This is a genomic window from Mycobacterium sp. ST-F2, from assembly GCF_001905655.1.
Taxonomy (GTDB): domain Bacteria; phylum Actinomycetota; class Actinomycetes; order Mycobacteriales; family Mycobacteriaceae; genus Mycobacterium.
The window spans coordinates 1-19,068 of the sequence record NZ_JMHT01000076.1; the positions used below are offsets into that span (position 1 = coordinate 1).

Below are 19,068 nucleotides of genomic sequence, written 5' to 3' on the forward strand. Positions count from 1 at the left end.
GGAATCGGACGGCGAGGCGACTCAGGCCCCGCCGCAACAGATCGGCGGGGATGGCCGATGAGCCGTACGCGATGTCCCGTAACGACGGCAGGTCGATACCGGTGTCGTCGAGGTACGCCAGCAGACTGTGCAGCATGGTGGGAGCGAGCGAACACGACGTCACCTGATACCGGTTGACCGCGGCCGCGAAGGCATCGGGTCGGAAGGCGGCCACGGGTAGGACCGTCGACTGCGCGCCGTGGTGAACCAGAAGGTTGTAGCCGGCGATGTGGCACATCGGGAAAGGCAGCAGATACACACCGCCCGGACGCACCGACCTGCCCGCGACACTGCCGCGGACCGCCGTGGTGATCGAACGATGCGTGTGGACAACGCCTTTCGGTGTTCCGGTCGAACCACTGGTGAACAGTAGCCACACGGGGTCGTCCGGATCGGGTTCCTCGGGCATGGGCCGGCCCGTCGATTGCGTTGCCGCGGCCCACTGTTCGCCGTCGAACGCGATGGCGTCCGGCCGGCTCAGCGGCTCCAGATAGCGAGCGTCGCCCAGGACCAGGACGGGTGCCGCGGCAGCCAGCTGCGCTCGATGTTCGTCGGCACTGAGTCGTTGATTGATCAGGACGAGGATGCACCCGGCGCGGGGCACCGCGTAGTAGAGCGTCGCGTAATCGGCGCCGTTGTCGGCGATCAGGGCGACGCGGTCGCCGCGGGCGGTCCGGGACGCCATCCAGCCGGCGACGGCCGTGATGGACCGCTCGAATTGCGCGAACGTGGTCACGGCGCCGTCCTCGGCGATGATGGCTGCGCGGTTGGGCACGGCCGCGGCGGCGTCGGCCACCAGTCGGTGGAGCAGTTGCGCCACAACGCCTCCCGTATCCGTGCCCAAACCGGGCCTCACCGTATCAGCCCGGACCTGCGGATAATTGTCCGTGCCAAGGGCTTTGGCCTCGGGTTTCGGGGCTCAGTCGGTGTGTGTCGCGAGCACCACCTTGCCGCGAACGTGGCCGGCCTCGACCAGGCGGTGCGCGTCGGCCACCTTGGCCAGTGGCAGCACCTCGGTCTCGGGGGGACGGATCGCACCCTTCGTGCAGAGCACAGCCAGCTCCGTCATGTGCTGCGGCTGGCGCTGTATCGCGATCATGTTGGAGACGATCCGTACGCCGCGTTCGGCGGCGCGGGCGACCCGCTCCTCGTCGGCGCGCGAGATCAGCGTCTCGATCTCGACGTAGCTGCCGCCCGGCGCCACCAGTTCCTCGGCGTGGGGGAGCAGCGTATCCAGGCCGACCGCGTCGAGCACCTGATTCACACCCGAGGGCGCCCAGGCGCGCAGCTGCGAGACCACGTCGCCACCCCGGTAGTCGATGGCGAGCTCGGCACCGAGGCCGGTGACGTAGTCGAAGTTCTTCGGGCTACAGGTCACCGCGACCCGCGCACCCAACGCCCGAGCGATCTGGATCGCGATGCTGCCGACACCACCGGCACCACCGTTGATCAGTACCGTCTGGCCGGCCTGCAACTCACCGGCGTCAACCATGCCGCCGTAGGCGGTACTGCCCGCCACCGGCAGGCCTGCCGCGTCGACGTAACTCCAGCCCGCCGGCAGCGGCGCGAGCAGCTCGGAGGACGCGATGCAGTATTCGGCGTACGTGCCGTCTTTCCCGTTCCGCTGGTTGGACATCCCGAAGACTTGATCGCCCACCTGCCAGCGCGTCTCGCCGGGTCCGACCGCGGCGACGACACCGGCCAGGTCGAAACCGAGCACGAACGGGAAGTGATAGTCGATGTAGGTGGACAGCTTGCCCTCGCGGGTCTTCCAATCCGCCGGGTTGACGCTGGTGCAGGCGATCTCGATCAGCACTTCGCCGGCAGCGGGTACCGGGATGGGCAACTCGGCGGCGTGCAGCACCTCGGGGCCACCGAACTCGGTCAGCACCATTGCTTGCATTGTGTCCGGCGGGGGAGCGATGTGCGAGGTCATCATTCGGTCTTAGTCCGTCGGTAGGGCCGGTGGAAGGCAGGTTCCCACTTAGTGACACCTCAATCGGGTCGCCATCCGCGGAATTTGATTTTGGTGACCTGTGGCTTGTGGCCCGTGGGGGACAATAGTCAGACCGACTGGAACGGGGGCGGTGCATGCCGTACACGGTGTCGCAGGTGGTGAATTCCGATCCGGAATCTCTGCTCACGGCCTCCCTCGACGCGCGGGCTGCAGCCCAGCGGGTGGACACTCAGATCAGCAGGGCCCGAACACAATTCGCGCGCCTGGCCGGCGACTGGGCCGGCGCGGCCGCCGATGCCGCGCAGCAGCACGGCCGCGAGTCACTCGACGGGCAAGTCGCATACCGGGACCACCTCTACGCGTTGTCCGAGCCGTTGGCAACGGGCGGTGCGTTGCTCACCGAGCTCCGCTCGAATCTGAAAAAGGCTCTCGATGCCGCGCAGGAGCAGTGGGATGTCGCCGACGACGGTGGGGTCGCGCCCGGTTTCTGGCTGCGCTGGTATGCCAGGGTTTCGCCGGTACAGGCACTGCAGGTCGCGGCCGAGCGGATAGCAGTCGAGAACGCGATCAAGCTGCTGCTCGCGAAGTTCGAAGCGGCCGACCGGGACACCGGCCATCAGATTCGCAAGGTCGGTTGGGAACTGGCATGACCGCACCGTTGAGCGTCGTCGTGGCGTCGTTACGGGAGGCCGCGACAGAACTGGAGGACCTGGCAAGCGGCCTGTGCAACGACGGTGGCGGTCCACAACTGTCAGCCGCCGCGCAGCCGGTGTCGAGCCTCGACAGCGGCCTGGCGTGCCGTGAGGCCGGTGATGCGTTGATACGGCGCGCGCAGGTGCTCGGAAGCGGCATGTCCGAGTTTGCAGGAAAGCTCGATACAGCGGCAGTTCTCTACGAGCAGGGTGATCGCGCGGCCGCCGAGCGCATCCGGTTCGATGTGCCGGAAGCGAAAGCCGAACGCATGGGTGACCATCCCGGAGAACGGGGATACGACCCCGTCAACAGATACGAGGACGCGTTGCGCGGCGCCGGCCTGCTGAACGGGACCAGTGACGGATTCTACCGGGAGTGGCTGCAGAACGCGGCGAAAAAGGGTGTGCCGCCTCAGGTCATCGTCGACATCGCACGCCAAGAGCACATCACGCCGGTGAGCTTCGACATTCTCAGGGGCATGGAGCGCGTCGTCGACAACCACCGCACGAGCAGTGATCCCAGCGACGACAATACCTACTTCCTGGTGCCCGCAGGGGCCAGTGCTGCCGATGTCCGCCGGGCAACGGTGATGACACACATCCTCAACGCCGGTACCGGATACACAAAGGGAAACCCGGACACAGACTTTGCGCAGACGCCGTACACCGCGAATGAGGTGCGGCGCATCGTCGACCGGCAGGCGGCGAATTCCTGGAGTTATGACCAGGTTCCGCGGCTGGCGGGCAGCGGTGGATGCTTCGCCACCACACCCAACGGGATGGTCATGGGTCTGGGTGGCGGATTCGTGCAGAACCAACTGAGCCAGCAGGGCGGCTCGACGTATGGAGACGTCTTCCTGATCAACATCGACCATCCCACTGATGCGGCCGGACAGCTGCGCGAAATCATCGGGTCCGGGCATATGTGGTACGACCGTCCCGGAGGTGCCAAGGAAGGCGGGCTCGATATTGATCGCATCCTGCATCACGAGGAGCGCCACTCCCAGCAGTGGGCCGCGTTGGGACCGGTGGAGTTCGCGAAGCAGTACGCGATCAGCCTCGCAACCGAGAAGATCACCGGCCGGCAGAATCCGTTCGAGACAAATGCGGGCGCATCTGACGGGGGCTACCGGTGAACCGCCGAATCCTCTGCCTTGTAGCGACTTTCGCGGGGATCATGGCCATGTGTGGTTGCGACCCGTTGGGCAGGCCGAGCCTGAGCCCTGAGTTCGGGATCCGGGTGACGGACGGCAAACTCCATATCTGGACCGGATCGCCGTGCCGGGGTACAACTGCCATCGATCTCACCTTCGACCGTGAGCACAGCGACAGTGCAGCGCTGAAGCTGGAGGCGACCCGGTTGCCCGAAGTTGCTCAATCGCACAAGGTTCCACCGAACCCCGGTACCGAGGTCGAATATTTCACCGTCGGCGGACCCTATCCCGGTTTCGATGTTGTTCAGCCCCTGCCGCCCGGATTCGATTGGCGCACTGCTGAAACCGTGTCCTTTCGCGCCGACGGTGCGCCCACCGCCTGGGGATCGACGAGCAAGTTGGCAGAAGCGATCAAGGAATCCGACCGGCATCCGGCGGATACCTACTGGTTCCAGGGCGTCGGTTGGCTCAACCCCCAAGACGTCGGTGCGCAGGACGGGACGACGTTCCTTGCGCTGTGTTCGCGTGATCCTGCGCAAGGTCGTCACCTGCCAAGAGTTTTCGGCGTTCGCGTCACCGAGGGCACGCTGCGGATCTGGCCCGGCCGGTACTGCGGTCTGGTCGGCGGCGTCATTCTCACGTTCCAGCCAGGTCAGGCGGATTTGGTGCTGGCCGCTGACCCACACAGGGCTGTCCCGTTCGACTCGTTGAGGGCCACCGGGCCCTATCCCGGCTTCGACGTGGTACGGGAATTGCGGAGCGGATTCGACTGGCGGACAGAGAAAACCGTGCTGTTGCGGGTGTACCGCACCGACGGCGACCCGTGGACCACGACAACCGACCTCGGTCCGGCGGTCACCGAGTCGGGTCGGCAGCCGTCGGATACCTACTGGTTCCAGGGATTCGGCTGGCTGAGTCCTGCTGACGTCGCCGGCAAGGACGGCACGGATCTGCTGACCGCCTGTGCACCGGAACCTGCACGCCGGTGACACTCACGCGTCAGGCGCGTGGGTCTTCGACTTGCGCCCTCTGAGCGGCTAATGTCCGCGGAATGGCCCCGCTGACAGGCGATGTCGCCCGACTGCTCGACGAGCGGCCGGGCCGTGTCGTCGTCGGCCTGACCGGGCCGCCGGGCGTCGGCAAGTCGACGGTGGCTGCGCGCATCGTGGACGAATTCAACTCCGCCCGGCGGGGTGCCGCGGCGCTGCTGCCGATGGACGGTTTTCACCTGTCCAACGCACAACTGGCGCGGCTTGGCCGCAAAGGGCGTAAGGGTGCCCCGGATACGTTCGATGCGGCCGGGTTCTTGGCATCGCTGGTGCGGGTGCGTGCCGCCTACCAGAACGCCGATGTCTATGTCCCACAGTTCGATCGGTCGCTGGAGGAGCCCATTGCCGCCGGTCTCGTTGTGCCGGCATCGGCTCGGCTGGTGGTCACGGAGGGCAATTACCTGGCGCTCCCGAGTTCCGGTTTCGCCGGGGCCCGGGAGCTGATCGACCGGCTCTATTTCCTCCGCGGTGCTGATGATGTGCGGCGGCAGCGTCTGCTCGCACGCCACATCGCCGGTGGGCGGAGTCTGATCGCGGCCGAGCATTGGGTGCGTGCGGTCGACGAGCCGAATGCGGAGCTGATCGCTCAGACCGAGGGGCACTGTGATGGCACGTGGGCTCTGGACGACGGGGAATGGTCGTGATCGCGACGGTTACCGGGATTCGCTGCAACCGAGCCGATCTCGAGCGAGCAGAATGAGTCACTGTGAATGAACGCAATGGCCGCGTCGCCGACGCCCTGCGGCAGGCAGGGATCGAACCCGCGATTCGGATCCTCGACTCCGATGTGAAGACCGCCGCCGCCGCGGCGGAACACCTCGGTTGCGCGGTCGCGGCCATTGCCAACAGTCTGGTCTTCGAGTGCGACGGCGATCCGCTGCTGGTGATGTCCAGCGGCGGTCATCGGGTGGACACCGCGCGGCTCGCCACGACGCTTGGTGCGGATGTCATCACCAAGGCCACGCCGCAGCGGGTACTGGAAGCGACCGGGCAGGTGATCGGGGGAGTCGCACCCACGGGCCATCCCAGTCGGCTGCGCACCGTCGTCGATCAGAGGCTTGCCGACCATCCCGTGATCTGGGCCGCGGCAGGCACCGCCGATTCAGTGATGCCGTTGACCTATGCGCAGCTGCTGGCGATCACCGGCGGCCTGGCGTTGGCGGTGCGGTGACAGTCGTTCCCGAACACCTCTCGTCACGTTGTTTTTGCCGGGCACGGCAGGTGAATCACCCCGGGGCGAAACCGGTTACCCGGACCGCACTCCTCACCGCGGCCTGCGGGTGAGCTTGGCGTACCGGGTCACGTGGTAGTCGGTGGAGCCGTATTCGTATTGAACGGCGGTGAGCCGCTTGAAGTAATGGCCGATGGCGAGCTCTTCGGTCATGCCCATACCGCCGTGCAGTTGCACCGCGTTCTGGCCGATGAACCGTGCCGCACGGCCGATGGTGGCCTTGGCCGCCGAAACCGCACGCGCCCGGGTGTGGGCGTCGGACTCCAGGTTCAGCACGGCGAGGTACACCGCGGACACGGACTGCTCGAGCTCCATGTGCATGTCGACCATGCGATGCTGCAATGCCTGGAAACTGCCGATCGGCTGGCCGAACTGCTGGCGTTGCTTGGCGTATTCGACGGTGTCGTCCAGCACCTTTCGCATGTTGCCGACAGCTTCGGCGCACACCGCGGCGGCGCCTTCGTCGCGGGCGTGGGCGATGGACGGCCAGGCCGCGCCCTCGGCGCCGATCAGCGCGTCGCCGGGCAGCCGGACGGACCGGAGCTCCAGATCGGCTGCGCGCCGGTCGTCCACGGTGCGGTAGCTGCGCAGGGTGAGACCGGCAGGTTGCGCCGCCATGTCGACCAGGAACAGTGACAGACCGCTGTCCGTGCGCGCGGCGACCAATAGATGGGTGGCCAGTGGCGCATTCACGACCATGATCTTGTCGCCGCTCAGTACCCAGTCCTCGCCGTCATGAGAGGCCGTGGTCTGGAGGTCCTGCCACCGGTCACCACACTCGGCCTCGGTCGCGGCGAGGGCGACAATCGCTGTGCCGGAAGCGATTTCCTCCAACACAGCCCCGGCGACCGGGCTACCGGAACGCAGCAACAGGCCCGCGGCCACCACCGCGGTGTCGACGTAGGGTTCGATGACCAAGGAGTGGCCCAGCGCTTCGGCGATCAGCATGACTTCGACCGGGCCGCCGCCGATACCGCCGACCTCCTCCGGCAACGCGGCGCCGAGGATGCCGAGTTCCTCGGCGAACGACTGCCAGATGTCAGGCTGCCAGCCGGGGCCCGATTTCGCCGCCGCCCGGCTGGTTTCGAGGTCATAGCGACTGGACAGGAACTTGGACAGGCCGTCCCGGAGAAGCTCCTGTTCCGCGGAGAAGGTGAAGTCCATTTACAGCCCCAATTCTGCTTTGGCGAGGATGTTGCGCTGAATCTCGTTGCTACCGGCGTAGATCGACCCGGCCCGGTCGTTGAAGTACCGCAGCGGCGCGACCGCCTGCCATGGTTCGCCACTGACGTAACCGTCTGTCGGAGGGGTGAATTCGGCGACCGGTCCGCCGGGGCGGGTGGCGTGCGGTTGGTAGGCGCGGCCGCGGGGGCCGGCGGCCTCCATGGCGAGCTCGGTCAGGATCTGGCTCAGTTCGGTCGAGAGCACCTTCAGCATCGACGACGCCGCGCCCGGATGCCCGCCGCCTGCCAGCGCGGCCAGCACACGGTATTCGAGGATCTCGAGCACCTCGGTGCGGATGCGGGCGTCGGCCAGCTTGCGGGAGAACGCGGCGTCGTCGAGGAGGACGCCGCCGTCGGGCCCGGGGGCCTGGGCCGCGGCGGTCCCGATCTCGTCGGCCAGCACCTGCAGGCCCGGGGCGGCGGCACCGCCGCCGCGTTCGAACTCGAGCAGATACTTGGCGACGGTCCAGCCGTCGTCGATCTGGCCGATGACGTTGCTCTTGGGAACCCGGACCTCGTCGAAGAAGACCTGGTTCTGGACCTCCTCGCCCGACGTCATCACCAGCGGACGGATCTCGATGCCCGGGGTGCTCATGTCGATCAGCACGAAGGTGATGCCCTGCTGCTTCCTGGCGGCGCGGGTGGTGCGCACCAGCGCGAACATCCAGTTGGCCTCGGTTGCGTGAGTGGTCCAGATCTTGCTGCCGGTGCAGACCAGGTCGTCGCCGTCGGATACCGCCGTCATGGTCAGGGCGGCCAGATCGGAACCGGCTTCGGGTTCGGAGTAGCCCTGACAGAAAAAGACCTCGCCGGTCAGGATGCGGGGGAGGAAGTAGTCCTTCTGCTCCGCGGTGCCGAATCGGACAATGGCGTGGGCCACCATCCGGATACCCATCGGGGACAGTGACGGAGCTCCGGCCAGGATCGACTCCCGGCTGAAGATGTAGTGCTGCGTCAGGCTCCAATCGCAACCGCCGTATTCGACGGGCCAGGCCGGCGCCGCCCAACCGCGCTCGTGAAGGATGCGCTGCCAGGCCAAGCTCGCGTCGTGGTCGCTGTAGACGCTGGTCATCAGCCGGCCGGCTTCCTTAATCTCCGGCGTCAGGTTTTCCTGCAGAAATGTGCGCACTTCGTCGCGGAATGCCAGATCGCTGGCCGACCAATTGAGGTCCATGCAGACTCCTCTGTCGCTTGGGCTGTCTGCAGCCTAGCAACAAAGAAGTGAACTTAGTTAGCGATGTGGGCTCAGGTGGTGGTGGTGGTGGTGTTCCCTGCGGAGTTCATCGTTCTCGTGGAGGCGGCGACCATGAAGGCCAGGTGATGGTCGAGCGATTCCGCGGTGACGATCGCCGGCATGAGCACGCGCCACTGCGCGGTGAAGCGGTCCCGGAGGTCCTGACCGTCCGACGCGGCGCTCGACATCAGCTCGGCGCCGAGAATCCATGCCACCAGCGTGTTGGCAACGTCGGCGGGATTCGCGCCCGGGTGCAGGTCACCGTCGGTTTCGACCCGCTTGATGTCCGAGGTGAACTGGTCGACGAAGTTGACGTAGCTGTGCCGCGCGGTCGGGTTGAACCCCGCGAACGTGCGCAGCAGTTTGGTGCCGGCCTGGGCGGTCCGGTTGGTCGCGAGCAGGTCACTGGTGATGAACGTGCCGACGATGAGCGACTCCATGGCGGTGTGCTCCGAGTCCCGGGCCGCCTGGAACACGTTGTACAGCAAGACCATCGCCTCTTCAATGATGACGGTGGCCAGTGCCTCTTTGGAGTCGAAGTGGTAGTACAGCGCGCCTTTGGTCAGTTCGGCGCGTTCGATGATGTCCGCCAAACCGCCGGCCGGGTAACCGATCTCGTTGATCAAATCGACAGCGGAGTCGATGATCTTGCGTCGGGTTACTTCGGATCGCGGCTGGCGCCCCATTCGTCGATTACCTTCCGTCAGCGCGCGTTCAATGTAAGGCCCCCAGAGTCATCCTAAGGGTGCCATAACGTCGGCCGTTGGTGGTGTTGTTCATTCCGCGAGTATGTAAAGTATCCGAACGGCGAAAATCGATCCCTGGTTATCGGATGGTTGCAATTCGCTGCCGCTTAACTCAGGGAATTCAGGTTGGATTGGGACGCAGAAGTTGACGTGCTGTGCGTCGGCGCCGGTATCGGTGGCCTGGCGACAGCCATAGCCGCGGTCGATGCCGGCGCGGACGTGATGGTGACCGGAGCGCTGCACGTCGACGACCGACGCTGGGTGCGCGGCGACGAAGCCCACGACACGTCGCTGGGCGCCATCATCGATTCACGGATCGACGCGTTCGGGGTGCCGCGCGGGGTCGCAGTGGACGAGCCTGCCGAAGAGCCCGCCCCGCCTGCCGCGCCGGAAATCGCCGAGCCGGCCGAACTCGACAGTTGCGAGCAACTCGATGCCACCGCCGTCTACTTCGCCGCGGTGAGCGCCGAGGTGGATCCGGCTGCGGAGGCCCATCCGGCGACTGCTCGGCCGGTGGCGGCCCGCACGGTTCGCGAACTGACGGAATCCGAAGCTCAGAGCCGCAGCGTCGAGACGTTCTTCGGTGCGGAACTCCTCGACTGGGCCCGGGTGTGCCTGGATTCGGCAACCGGTGCGCTCTACAGCACGGTTCGTGGCTGGTCGGCGGACACGGTCCGCGACTCATCCGACACGACGCTGCGGATCGCACCGCTCGGCGGTGTCATCGAATGGAACGCAGACAAGGGGCCGGCTGACCTGTTCGACTGGCTGGCGGCTGCTGCCGCACAGCGCGACATCGCGGTCGAATCGGTGAGCACCCTTGCGCAGTTGATCTTCGAAGACCGCCGGATCATCGGTGCGGAACTGAACACCCCCGAGGGGCCGTACTTCGTGCGAGCCCGCCACAGCGTGGTGATATCGCCCGACTTCACCGGGACCGGCGAATCCGTGGCGGCTGCCGCCGCGGATGCCGGGCCACTCGAGGTCTGCATTGTGGGCCGCCCGGCGAGCCGGTTCGCACAAGTGGAACTCGTTGCGCGGTAATGCCGCCGGGCGTCACATCTCGCTGGTGAAGCGGATCGGCACCCGGCCCTTGCGGTACAGCGTCGCCATCTGATCGCTCGGCAGCGGCCGAGACAACAGGAAGCCCTGCGCTCGGTGGCACCCGTGACGCAGCAATGTCGTTGCCGCAGCCGTGGTTTCGACACCCTCGGCGACGATCTGGAGACCGAACGAGTCGGCCAGGGCGATGATCGCGCGCACGATCGCCAGGTCCCCGGGGTTGGAGCCGAGGTCCGTCACAAAACTGCGATCGATCTTCAGGATGTCGACCGGCAGGGATTTGAGGTGGGACAGCACGCTGTATCCGGTGCCGAAATCGTCGATCGCCAACCGCACCCCGGTTCTGCGGAGATCGGCCAGGGTGGCGCGCGAGGCCTCGCTGTCCTGGACGACGACGTTCTCGGTGATCTCCAAGCACACCGATCCGCGATCGAGGCCGAACTCGTCGAGGATGCCGGCCACCGACTCGGCGAAGCCGTCGGTGACCAGTTGGACCGGAGAGACGTTGACGCGCAACTCGAAATCGTCGCGATCGCCGGCCTCGCCCGTGCCGGCGGTGGCCGCCCGGAAATCGTCGCGCCACCGCGCGAACTCGCGACATGCGGTACGCAGGACCCAGCGGCCCAGTTCGCCTGCCAGGTTGATCGATTCGGCGATGCCGATGAACGCGGCCGGGGGGAGCAGTCCGCGAGTGGGGTGGTCCCACCGCACCAGGGCCTCGGTGGCGAGCAGCCTGCCGGTCCGCATGTCGATCTCCGGCAGATAGTTGAGCAGCAGCGCACCGTTCTCGATGACGTCCTGCAGGTGCAGTTCGATGTCGTTGCGGTAGGCGGTTTCCAGGGACATCGCGTTGGTGAACACCGCGACGCGGTCCCCGCCGGCGGACTTTGCGCTCAACACGGCCTGGTCGGCGCGGCGTAACAGGTCGGAGGAGCTGTCGGAGCCCGGAATGCCGGAGGCGACGCCGACACTCACTGCCCGCGTGAGCCGTTCGCCGTCGATCCAGACCCGGCGCCGCAACGAGTCCTGGAGTTGGTAGGCGAGTGACTCGGCCTTGCTGGCGGCAATCGGCTCAGCCGGAACGACGACGAACTCGTCACCCCCGAGCCGGGCGATCACGGTCTCGCTGTCGACGCCCTCGGTGAGGCGTTGGGCGAAGATCCGGATGAATGAGTCACCGGCGCTGTGCCCCAGATAGTCGTTGATCGCCTTGAGCCGGTCGAGGTCGAAGAACAGGGCGGTCACCGGCCCCGGTTGTCCCGGCTGCAAGCGGGCATCGAGGTGGGCGATGAGGGCGCGGCGGTTGTTCAGTCCGGTGAGGTCGTCGTGCTCGGCCAGATAGCGAAGCTGTTCCTCGGCCAGTACCCGAGATTGGGCCTGGGTCAACAGTGAAGCGATGGCCTGCAGCGCGTTGATCTCTTCGGTGAGCCATTCGCGATTGCCGTACTTGACGAAGCCGAGAGCGCCAGTGGTGAGGTCTCCGGACACCAAAGGTGTTGCGGCCATTGATATTTGGGGCACGTTGCGGTTCGCCCCGATTCGCCGCTGGTAGTCGTCGGGCTCCGCGGTGGGGTGCACGACCAGCGGCGTCTTGCGATGTTCGGTCTCCGCGAAGACGGGGTCGGCGTCTGCGAAGTACACGACACGCAGCGGGTCGGGATCCGGAATCTCCGGTCGCCGTGGCCATTCCGCGACGAGTATCGACGCCCCGATCTCATGGTCGTTGCGGCGGAGGAAGCTGACATCGACGCCGAAATAGTTGACCAGGACCTCCAACACGTCGGTGTACACCTCGGCGTTGTTGGTGGAGTCCGCCGCCATCAACCGCGTCGCAACCTCTGTCACCACGCGATCCAGTGAAGGCGGAGACTCGTCGATGGACATGAGGCACTCAGCTTAACCCCCACCGACCTCGATGGCGGTGCTCCTACGGCTCGCCGTGACCGTCCCGCGTCGCCGTCAGCCGGCGGCCAAGGTGCTTGATATCTCGCCGATCTCGCGGAGCGCCTTCGTAATCTGCTCCGGCTGAGAATGATTGACCATGGTCCGTCGATCCCACCACATCATCTTGGTGCGGTAACGCTCGTCGGGATAAGGCGTGGCCGGAATGGGTGCCACCACGCCGCCACCGGACTTCCACAACTCCAGGACATGCTGCCCCGCAGTGGCCATCACGAACTGCACGCCCATGACGCTGGTCGCGTGATAGGCGGTGCGGGCCAGGAGATTGGTGACGGCATGCTGGCTCGACCGATTGTCGGACACCCAGGCGGTTTTCATCTCCATGACGCCAAAGGGCACGCGATCGTTGATCATCTTGCGAACCATGGCCAATCCGGGCCAACCGTGCCACTCCACCACGGCGTGAGAGTCGTCGGCGCAGCTGAGCGGGGTCTTGGCTCGCAGGCCGCCGACCATGTTGTCGCGGCGGTCCATGACGGTCCAGAACAGCGCGGTGTCCGCCCCATCGCGGATCGCGGCAGCATCCACCACCGCTTCGACGCCGTGCCGCCGATAGCTCTGCTGGGCCGCATCGAGGTAGCGGTGCCAGAGTTCGGGGTCGGTGCCGGGTTGTGACAGCACCACGGTGCAATCGGTGTCAGGGTCCGTCCAGGTGACGTTTTCGGCGAACCGAATATCGGCGTTGGATTCGTAGTCGACAAACTCCACCGACATCGTTGCCCCATTCGTTTCCGGCAGTCACCGCAACGTCAGTTGCGAGTCGATTGCGGCAATCGCGTCTCGTGCCGACTGCATTCCTCAATTCAGTATCGGGGTTGTTGGGGTCCGGCAACCAGCTAGTGGTGAAACGTTGTCTGTCGACCTTCGGAGCGCCGAAGAATGGGGCGAAACAAACGTGCAGCCGCGACGGATGTCGGCAATCCCAGATATCTGTGTTATTGCAGGTTAACACCTAGGTAATGCCGGTATGGCGAACTTTCGGCAACTTAGTGGCGGACGTCGGCCCGAAAACTGTGCATTGTGTCGCCCTCGTGGAGGGGTTACAAGTAATACCGGTGCGGTCCGAAAGGGGGCCGAGCCCGAGAGGAGTCAGCGTTGAAAGTCTTCGGCAATCTGTCCGAGTTCGCCGCAGCAGCAGGTAGTCAGCTTGGGCCGAGCGAGTGGATGGAAATCACCCAGGACCGGGTGAATCTGTTCGCCGACGCCACGGACGACCATCAGTGGATTCATATCGATCCTGAACGTGCCGCGGCGGGGCCGTTCGGCGGCACAATTGCCCATGGTTTGCTGACGCTTTCGCTGCTACCACATTTCACGCACCAGCTGTATCGCGTCGACAACGTCGCATTGGCCGTCAACTACGGCTATAACAAGGTGCGATTCATCACACCGGTGAAGGTCGGAGCAAATGTGCGCGCGCGGGCCGTCATTGCGCAAATCGACGAGCTCGCCGGCGCAGTTCAAGCGACCATGACAGTTACGGTCGAGATCGAGGGCTCGGACAAACCGGCCGCCGTGGTCGAGTCGATCGTGCGATTCATCGGCTGATTTCCTGTGGTGGCCGGGTCAGTGGCCTGAGGCCGCGCGCTGCGCGCCCTTCACCAGTCCACCGCCGATGATCAGCCGCTGGATCTCGCTGGTGCCCTCGTACAGGCGTAGCAGCCGGACGTCGCGGTAGATCCGCTCGACCGGTACATCGCGCATGTAGCCGCTGCCGCCGTGTACCTGCACGGCGAGGTCGGCGACCTTGCCGACCATCTCCGTGCAGAACAGCTTCGCGGCCGACGGGGCGATGCGGCGGTCCGCGCCGCTGACCCACAGCCGCGCGGCGTCGCGCACGAGCGCCCGCCCGGCCATGACGCCGGTCTGCATGTCGGCCAGCATCGCCTGTACCAACTGGAACTCGCCGATTGCCGTGCCGCCCTGCGTTGCGGTCGCGGCGTAGGCGACCGACTCGTCGAGGGCGCGTTGCGCCGCGCCCACGGCCACGGCCGCGATGTGCACGCGGCCCCGGGCCAGTGACGTCAAAGCGGCGCGGTAGCCGATGTCCTCGTTGCCGCCGATGAGGGCGTCCGGACCCACTCGCACGTCGTCGAACGTGACGTCGGAGGTCCAGGCACCCTCCTGGCCCATCTTCGCGTCCTTGGGCCCCACCACGACGCCGGAGGCGTCCGCGGGCACCAGGAACACCGCGATACCGGGACCGTCGGTATCCGCCGGCCGGGTCCGGGCGAAGACCACGAACAGATTCGCGGTGGGCGCGTTGGTGATGAATCGCTTGTGTCCCGTGATGATCCAGTCGTCCCCGTCACGGACCGCCTTGGTGCGCAGGCCCGCCGGGTTGGAGCCGGCGCCGGATTCGGTCAACGCGAACGATGCGACGCACTCACCACTGGCGATCGGCTCCAGCCACCGCTGCTTCTGGGTGTCGGTACCGAACCCGACCAGCACCTGCCCGGCGATGCCGTTGTTGGTGCCGAACATCGAACGCACAGCCAGAGTCGTGTAGCCCAGTTCCATCGCCATCTCGACGTCCTGGATCAGATTCAGCCCCAGGCCGCCCCATTCCTGGGGGATGGCGTAGCCGAACAATCCCATGTCCTTGGCCTGGTCGCGGATGTCGTCGGGGACCCGGTTGTCGTTCATGATCTCGAGTTCGCGGGGCACGACCGCGGTGCGGACGAACTGGCGGGTGGCGTCGAGGATGTCGCGGAAATCCTGATCGCTGACTTCTGCGGCGGATGAACCGGTGGGTTCGGCCATGTCGGGTCTCCTTGCGCAACACGAGGGTACTTCTGGTTTGATGCAAGAAATATCATATTTTATGTATGAAGCCGGTCGGCGGGCGCGCGGCCGGGTCAGTCGACCGAGAGGGAGTGCACGACCATGCCGCTGCTGGACGGACGTATCGCGGTGATCACCGGCGGTGCCCAGGGGATCGGGTACGCGATCGCGGAGCGCTTCATCGCCGAAGGGGCCCGGGTCGTGATCGGCGACCTGAACCTCGAAGCGACCGAAGCGGCCGTCGCCAAACTCGGTGGCTCCGACGTGGCCAAGGCGGTGCGCTGTGACGTGACGTCCGCCGCCGACGTGCAGGCGCTCGTCGACGCCGCCGTCGAGTTCGGTGGCCGCGGCACCATCGATGTCATGGTCAACAACGCCGGCATCACCCGCGACGCCACCATGCGCAAGATGACCGAGGAACAGTTCGACCAGGTCATCGACGTCCACCTGAAAGGCTGTTGGAACGGCACCCGCTTGGCCGCGAATGTCATGCGAGAGGCGAAAAGCGGTGCGATCATCAACATTTCGTCGATCTCGGGCAAGGTCGGCCTGATCGGTCAGACCAACTATTCGGCGGCCAAGGCCGGCATCGTCGGCCTGACCAAGGCAGCTGCCAAGGAAGTCGCCCACCTCGGGGTGCGTGTCAACGCCGTGCAGCCGGGTCTGATCCGGTCCGCCATGACCGAGGCCATGCCGCAACGGATCTGGGACCAGAAGTTGGCCGAGATCCCGATGGGGCGCGCCGCCGAACCCAGTGAGGTGGCGTCGGTGGTCACGTTCCTGGCGTCGGACATGTCGTCGTACATGACCGGTTGCGTCCTCGAAATCACCGGGGGACGGCACATCTAGATGGCGACGACCAGCCCTGTCATCTGCGCGCCGGTACGTACCCCCATCGGCCGCTACGGCGGCATGTTCACGTCGCTGACCGCCGTCGAGCTCGGTGTCGCGGCGCTGCAGGGTCTGTTGCAGCGCACCGGGATTCCGGTGGATGCGGTGCAGGACGTCATCCTCGGCCACTGCTATCCGTCGAGTGAAGCCCCGGCGATCGGCCGTGTGGTGGCGCTCGACGCCGGCCTGCCGGTCACCGTGCCAGGTATGCAGGTCGACCGGCGGTGTGGGTCGGGCCTGCAGGCCGTCATCCAGGCCTGCCTACAGGTGTCCAGTGGCGCAAACGATCTCGTTGTCGCCGGGGGTGCGGAGTCGATGAGCAACGTCGCCTTCCACTCCACCGACATGCGGTGGGGTGGGTCCCGGGGCGGCATCACCGTGCATGACGGTCTGGCGCGCGGCCGAACAACCGCCGGTGGTAAGAACTACCCGGTGCCGGGTGGCATGCTGGAGACCGCCGAGAACCTGCGCCGGCAGTACGCGATCTCCCGCGTCGAACAGGATGCGCTGGCGGTGCGGTCGCACCTGAAAGCTGTTGCGGCACAGCGCAGCGGCGTACTGGCCGACGAGATCGTCCCCGTCACGGTGAGTTCACGCGCGGGAGACCAGGTGATCGACACCGACGAGCATCCCCGCGCCGACACCACCGTCGAAGCGCTGGGCAAGCTCAAACCCGTTCTGGGCAAGAGTGATCCGGATGCCACCGTGACGGCCGGTAATTCGAGCGGCCAGAACGATGCGGCCTCGATGTGCATCGTGACCACGCCGGGGCGCGCTGCCGAGCTCGGGCTGCAGCCGTTGGTACGGCTGGTGTCGTGGGGTGTGGCCGGGGTGCCACCGAACGTCATGGGTATCGGCCCGGTGCCGGCCACCGCGCTGGCGCTCGCGAAAGCCGGGCTGGCCCTTGCCGACATCGACGTGATCGAGCTCAACGAGGCCTTCGCGGCCCAGGCGTTGGCGTGCACCCGGGAATGGGAGTTCACAGACAGCGACTGGGAGCGCACCAACGTGCGGGGGTCGGGTATCTCGCTCGGCCATCCCGTCGGTGCGACGGGTGGCCGGATGCTGGCCACCCTGGCGCGCGAATTGCATCTGCGGGACGGCCGCTACGGACTGGAAACCATGTGTATCGGCGGCGGTCAGGGACTCGCCGCGGTCTTCGAAAGGGTGGCGGCAGCGTGACTCGTCTGGCTCAGACCGCCGGCCTCACCGAGGTGCAGCGCGAAATCGTCGCCACCGTGCGGCAGTTTGTCGATCGCGAGATCATCCCGGTAGCCCAAGAGTTGGAACACTCGGACTCCTACCCTCAGGCCATCGTCGATCAGATGAAAGACATGGGCCTGTTCGGCCTGATGATCCCGCAGGAGTACGGCGGCCTCGGGGAGTCGCTGCTGACGTATGCGCTGTGTGTCGAGGAACTGGCGCGCGGCTGGATGAGCATCTCCGGCGTCATCAACACGCACTTCATCGTCGCGTACATGATCCGCCAGCACGGCACCGACGAACAGAAGCGGCGCTACCTGCCCCGGATGGCGACCGGTGAGGTGCGCGGCGCCTTCTCGATGTCAGAGCCGGAACTCGGTTCCGATGTCGCGGCGATCCGCACCCGGGGCGTCCGGGACTCCGACGGTGGTTACACGATCACCGGCCAGAAGATGTGGCTGACCAACGGTGGCAGCTCGACTCTGGTTGCGGCGCTGGTGAAAACCGATGAAGGCGCGGATAAACCGCACCGCAACCTGACGGCGTTCCTGGTCGAGAAGCCGACCGGTTTCGGTGAGGTCAAGCCCGGCCTGACCATCCCGGGCAAGATCGACAAGCTGGGCTACAAGGGCATCGACACCACCGAGCTCATCTTCGACGGGTACCGCGCGAGCGCCCACGATGTGTTGGGCGGCAAGCCCGGCGAGGGCTTCTTCCAGATGATGGACGGTATCGAGGTCGGCCGGGTCAACGTGTCGGCGCGGGCCTGCGGGGTGGGGATCCGCGCCTTCGAACTGGCGGTGCGCTACGCCCAGCAGCGCGAGACGTTCGGCAAGCCGATCGCCGACCACCAGGCCATCGCATTCCAGCTCGCCGAGATGGCCACCAAAGTCGAAGCGGCCCATCTGATGATGGTCAATGCCGCCCGGCTCAAAGACTCGGGCGAGCGCAACGACGTCGCGGCCGGGATGGCCAAATACCTTGCCAGTGAATTCTGTTCGGAAGTCACCCAGCAGAGTTTCCGGATCCACGGCGGCTACGGCTACTCGAAGGAATACGAGATCGAGCGTCTCATGCGGGACGCACCGTTCCTGTTGATCGGCGAGGGCACCAGCGAAATCCAGAAGACCATCATCAGCAGGAACCTGCTCCATGAATACCGCATCTGAACCCGAATTCGCCGCGCCCGCACAGCTTTCGCATGACGTGGCGCGGTACGTCCGCCGGCGGATCTTCAACGGCACGTTCGGCGCAGGGGAGTACCTGCGGCTGGACCAACTGGCCACCGAACTCCGCGTCAGCGTCACCCCGGTACGGGAGGCGCTGCTGAACCTGCGCGCCGAGGGGCTGCTGGTACAGCACCCCCGGCGCGGCTTCATGGTGCTGGAGGTGACCGCCCGCGACGTGGCCGACGTGGCCATGGTGCAGGCGTTCGTCGGTGGGGAACTGGCGGCCCGCGCCGCCGCGAACATCACCGCCGACCAGGTCGCTGAGCTCACCCGAATCCAGGACGAATTGGAGCAGGCCTACCAGCACACCGACGTCGACCGCATGGTGCGGCTCAACCACGAATTCCACCGGCTCATCAACGTCGTCGCCGACTCACCCAAGCTGACCCAATTCATGTCGGGCATAACGCGTTACGCTCCCGAGTCGGTGTTCCCCACGCTCGAGGGCTGGCCGGATTTGTCGATGCGGGACCACCGCCGCGTGATCGCCGCGCTGCAGGCCGGCGACGGCGACGCGGCCCGGACGGCGATGGCCGAGCATTTCGAGGTCGGCGTCCAGCCGTTGACCGAACACCTTTCCGAACGCGGTGTGATCCGCGAAGGTTGAGCCGG

The 19,068-nt window shown here is 66.1% G+C and carries 19 protein-coding genes and 1 tRNA gene; 11 read left to right on the forward strand and 9 right to left on the reverse strand.

The genetic code is table 11. The features are described 5' to 3' along the window. Positions 1 to 859 (reverse strand): AMP-binding protein (locus EB75_RS25315; protein WP_286150316.1); only part of this gene is annotated, 859 nt, incomplete at its 3' end. 99 nt (positions 860 to 958) lie between these two features. Further along, a complete protein-coding gene (locus tag EB75_RS25320; protein WP_073698047.1) occupies positions 959 to 1,933 on the reverse strand; it encodes an NADP-dependent oxidoreductase in 975 nt (324 codons plus the stop codon). Between the two features lie 197 nt (positions 1,934 to 2,130). Here EB75_RS25320 and EB75_RS25325 point away from each other — a divergent pair, with 197 nt between their 5' ends. From EB75_RS25325 to EB75_RS25340, 4 genes are all read left to right on the forward strand, one after another. Next, complete coding sequence (locus tag EB75_RS25325) at positions 2,131 to 2,646, forward strand: hypothetical protein (RefSeq protein WP_073698011.1); 516 nt, start codon at positions 2,131 to 2,133, stop codon at positions 2,644 to 2,646. Continuing rightward, positions 2,643 to 3,824, forward strand: a complete 1,182-nt coding sequence (locus EB75_RS25330; protein ID WP_073698012.1) for a type VII secretion target — start codon at positions 2,643 to 2,645, stop codon at positions 3,822 to 3,824. The genes EB75_RS25325 and EB75_RS25330 overlap by 4 nt, the downstream gene beginning before the upstream one ends. After that, complete coding sequence (locus tag EB75_RS25335) at positions 3,821 to 4,831, forward strand: hypothetical protein (protein ID WP_142239817.1); 1,011 nt, start codon at positions 3,821 to 3,823, stop codon at positions 4,829 to 4,831. Before EB75_RS25330 ends, EB75_RS25335 begins: the two co-directional genes overlap by 4 nt. Before the next feature lie 62 nt (positions 4,832 to 4,893). Next, positions 4,894 to 5,535: a nucleoside/nucleotide kinase family protein gene (locus EB75_RS25340; protein WP_073698013.1), complete on the forward strand. Its 642-nt coding sequence runs from the start codon at positions 4,894 to 4,896 to the stop codon at positions 5,533 to 5,535. A gap of 96 nt (positions 5,536 to 5,631) precedes the next feature. Here the strand turns inward: EB75_RS25340 and EB75_RS29450 are convergent. Continuing rightward, positions 5,632 to 5,698 (reverse strand) — tRNA-Ser (locus EB75_RS29450). Here EB75_RS29450 and EB75_RS25345 point away from each other — a divergent pair. Further along, positions 5,679 to 6,062: a YbaK/EbsC family protein gene (locus tag EB75_RS25345; protein ID WP_286150317.1), complete on the forward strand. Its 384-nt coding sequence runs from the start codon at positions 5,679 to 5,681 to the stop codon at positions 6,060 to 6,062. The two genes, EB75_RS29450 and EB75_RS25345, sit on opposite strands and share 20 nt — an antisense overlap. Before the next feature lie 93 nt (positions 6,063 to 6,155). Here EB75_RS25345 and EB75_RS25350 read toward each other — a convergent pair whose 3' ends face one another. The 3 genes from EB75_RS25350 to EB75_RS25360 all read right to left on the reverse strand — a co-directional run bounded on the left by EB75_RS25350 (position 6,156) and on the right by EB75_RS25360 (position 9,265). After that, positions 6,156 to 7,286 (reverse strand): acyl-CoA dehydrogenase family protein, encoded by a 1,131-nt coding sequence (locus EB75_RS25350; RefSeq protein WP_073698015.1) that lies wholly within the window; start codon positions 7,284 to 7,286, stop codon positions 6,156 to 6,158. After that, positions 7,287 to 8,519: an acyl-CoA dehydrogenase family protein gene (locus EB75_RS25355; protein WP_073698016.1), complete on the reverse strand. Its 1,233-nt coding sequence runs from the start codon at positions 8,517 to 8,519 to the stop codon at positions 7,287 to 7,289. Between the two features lie 71 nt (positions 8,520 to 8,590). Continuing rightward, positions 8,591 to 9,265 (reverse strand): TetR family transcriptional regulator, encoded by a 675-nt coding sequence (locus tag EB75_RS25360; protein ID WP_073698017.1) that lies wholly within the window; start codon positions 9,263 to 9,265, stop codon positions 8,591 to 8,593. Between the two features lie 186 nt (positions 9,266 to 9,451). Between EB75_RS25360 and EB75_RS25365 the strand changes: the two genes are divergently transcribed. Then, complete coding sequence (locus EB75_RS25365; protein WP_142239818.1) at positions 9,452 to 10,369, forward strand: hypothetical protein; 918 nt, start codon at positions 9,452 to 9,454, stop codon at positions 10,367 to 10,369. Positions 10,370 to 10,381: 12 nt separating this feature from the next. Here the strand turns inward: EB75_RS25365 and EB75_RS25370 are convergent, their stop codons facing one another. Further along, a complete protein-coding gene (locus tag EB75_RS25370; RefSeq protein WP_073698019.1) occupies positions 10,382 to 12,271 on the reverse strand; it encodes a putative bifunctional diguanylate cyclase/phosphodiesterase in 1,890 nt (629 codons plus the stop codon). A 75-nt stretch (positions 12,272 to 12,346) separates the two neighbouring features. Next, on the reverse strand, positions 12,347 to 13,063 hold the full coding sequence (locus tag EB75_RS25375) for a hypothetical protein (protein WP_073698020.1): 717 nt from the start codon (positions 13,061 to 13,063) through the stop codon (positions 12,347 to 12,349). A 381-nt stretch (positions 13,064 to 13,444) separates the two neighbouring features. On the opposite strand from EB75_RS25375, the gene EB75_RS25380 reads away from it, so the two are divergent. Beyond that, positions 13,445 to 13,897, forward strand: coding sequence for a MaoC family dehydratase (locus EB75_RS25380; protein ID WP_073698021.1), 453 nt, complete (start codon positions 13,445 to 13,447; stop codon positions 13,895 to 13,897). An 18-nt stretch (positions 13,898 to 13,915) separates the two neighbouring features. On the opposite strand, the gene EB75_RS25385 is transcribed toward EB75_RS25380, so the two are convergent. After that, on the reverse strand, positions 13,916 to 15,112 hold the full coding sequence (locus tag EB75_RS25385) for an acyl-CoA dehydrogenase family protein (RefSeq protein ID WP_073698022.1): 1,197 nt from the start codon (positions 15,110 to 15,112) through the stop codon (positions 13,916 to 13,918). 123 nt (positions 15,113 to 15,235) lie between these two features. On the opposite strand from EB75_RS25385, the gene fabG reads away from it, so the two are divergent. From fabG to EB75_RS25405, 4 genes are read left to right on the forward strand one after another with little or no spacing between them, the layout of a single operon-like run. Further along, positions 15,236 to 15,982, forward strand: a complete 747-nt coding sequence (fabG, locus tag EB75_RS25390; protein ID WP_073698023.1) for a 3-oxoacyl-ACP reductase FabG — start codon at positions 15,236 to 15,238, stop codon at positions 15,980 to 15,982. Then, positions 15,983 to 17,206, forward strand: a complete 1,224-nt coding sequence (locus EB75_RS25395) for an acetyl-CoA C-acetyltransferase (RefSeq protein WP_073698024.1) — start codon at positions 15,983 to 15,985, stop codon at positions 17,204 to 17,206. Next, positions 17,203 to 18,396 carry an acyl-CoA dehydrogenase family protein gene (locus EB75_RS25400; protein ID WP_073698025.1) on the forward strand — a complete coding sequence of 398 codons (1,194 nt, stop codon included), beginning with the start codon at positions 17,203 to 17,205 and terminating at the stop codon, positions 18,394 to 18,396. Before EB75_RS25395 ends, EB75_RS25400 begins: the two co-directional genes overlap by 4 nt. Continuing rightward, positions 18,380 to 19,063 carry a GntR family transcriptional regulator gene (locus EB75_RS25405; RefSeq protein WP_073698026.1) on the forward strand — a complete coding sequence of 228 codons (684 nt, stop codon included), beginning with the start codon at positions 18,380 to 18,382 and terminating at the stop codon, positions 19,061 to 19,063. Before EB75_RS25400 ends, EB75_RS25405 begins: the two co-directional genes overlap by 17 nt. Positions 19,064 to 19,068 lie beyond the last annotated feature (5 nt).

Coding starts and splice junctions, on each gene's coding strand:
- EB75_RS25320 (WP_073698047.1), bottom strand. CDS start 1,933: ATGGTGCTGACCGAGTTCGGTGGCCCCGAGGTGCTGCACGCCGCCGAG.
- EB75_RS25325 (WP_073698011.1), top strand. CDS start 2,131: ATGCCGTACACGGTGTCGCAGGTGGTGAATTCCGATCCGGAATCTCTG.
- EB75_RS25330 (WP_073698012.1), top strand. CDS start 2,643: ATGACCGCACCGTTGAGCGTCGTCGTGGCGTCGTTACGGGAGGCCGCG.
- EB75_RS25340 (WP_073698013.1), top strand. CDS start 4,894: ATGGCCCCGCTGACAGGCGATGTCGCCCGACTGCTCGACGAGCGGCCG.
- EB75_RS25350 (WP_073698015.1), bottom strand. CDS start 7,286: ATGGACTTCACCTTCTCCGCGGAACAGGAGCTTCTCCGGGACGGCCTG.
- EB75_RS25355 (WP_073698016.1), bottom strand. CDS start 8,519: ATGGACCTCAATTGGTCGGCCAGCGATCTGGCATTCCGCGACGAAGTG.
- EB75_RS25360 (WP_073698017.1), bottom strand. CDS start 9,265: ATGGGGCGCCAGCCGCGATCCGAAGTAACCCGACGCAAGATCATCGAC.
- EB75_RS25370 (WP_073698019.1), bottom strand. CDS start 12,271: ATGTCCATCGACGAGTCTCCGCCTTCACTGGATCGCGTGGTGACAGAG.
- EB75_RS25375 (WP_073698020.1), bottom strand. CDS start 13,063: ATGTCGGTGGAGTTTGTCGACTACGAATCCAACGCCGATATTCGGTTC.
- EB75_RS25385 (WP_073698022.1), bottom strand. CDS start 15,112: ATGGCCGAACCCACCGGTTCATCCGCCGCAGAAGTCAGCGATCAGGAT.
- fabG (WP_073698023.1), top strand. CDS start 15,236: ATGCCGCTGCTGGACGGACGTATCGCGGTGATCACCGGCGGTGCCCAG.
- EB75_RS25395 (WP_073698024.1), top strand. CDS start 15,983: ATGGCGACGACCAGCCCTGTCATCTGCGCGCCGGTACGTACCCCCATC.
- EB75_RS25405 (WP_073698026.1), top strand. CDS start 18,380: ATGAATACCGCATCTGAACCCGAATTCGCCGCGCCCGCACAGCTTTCG.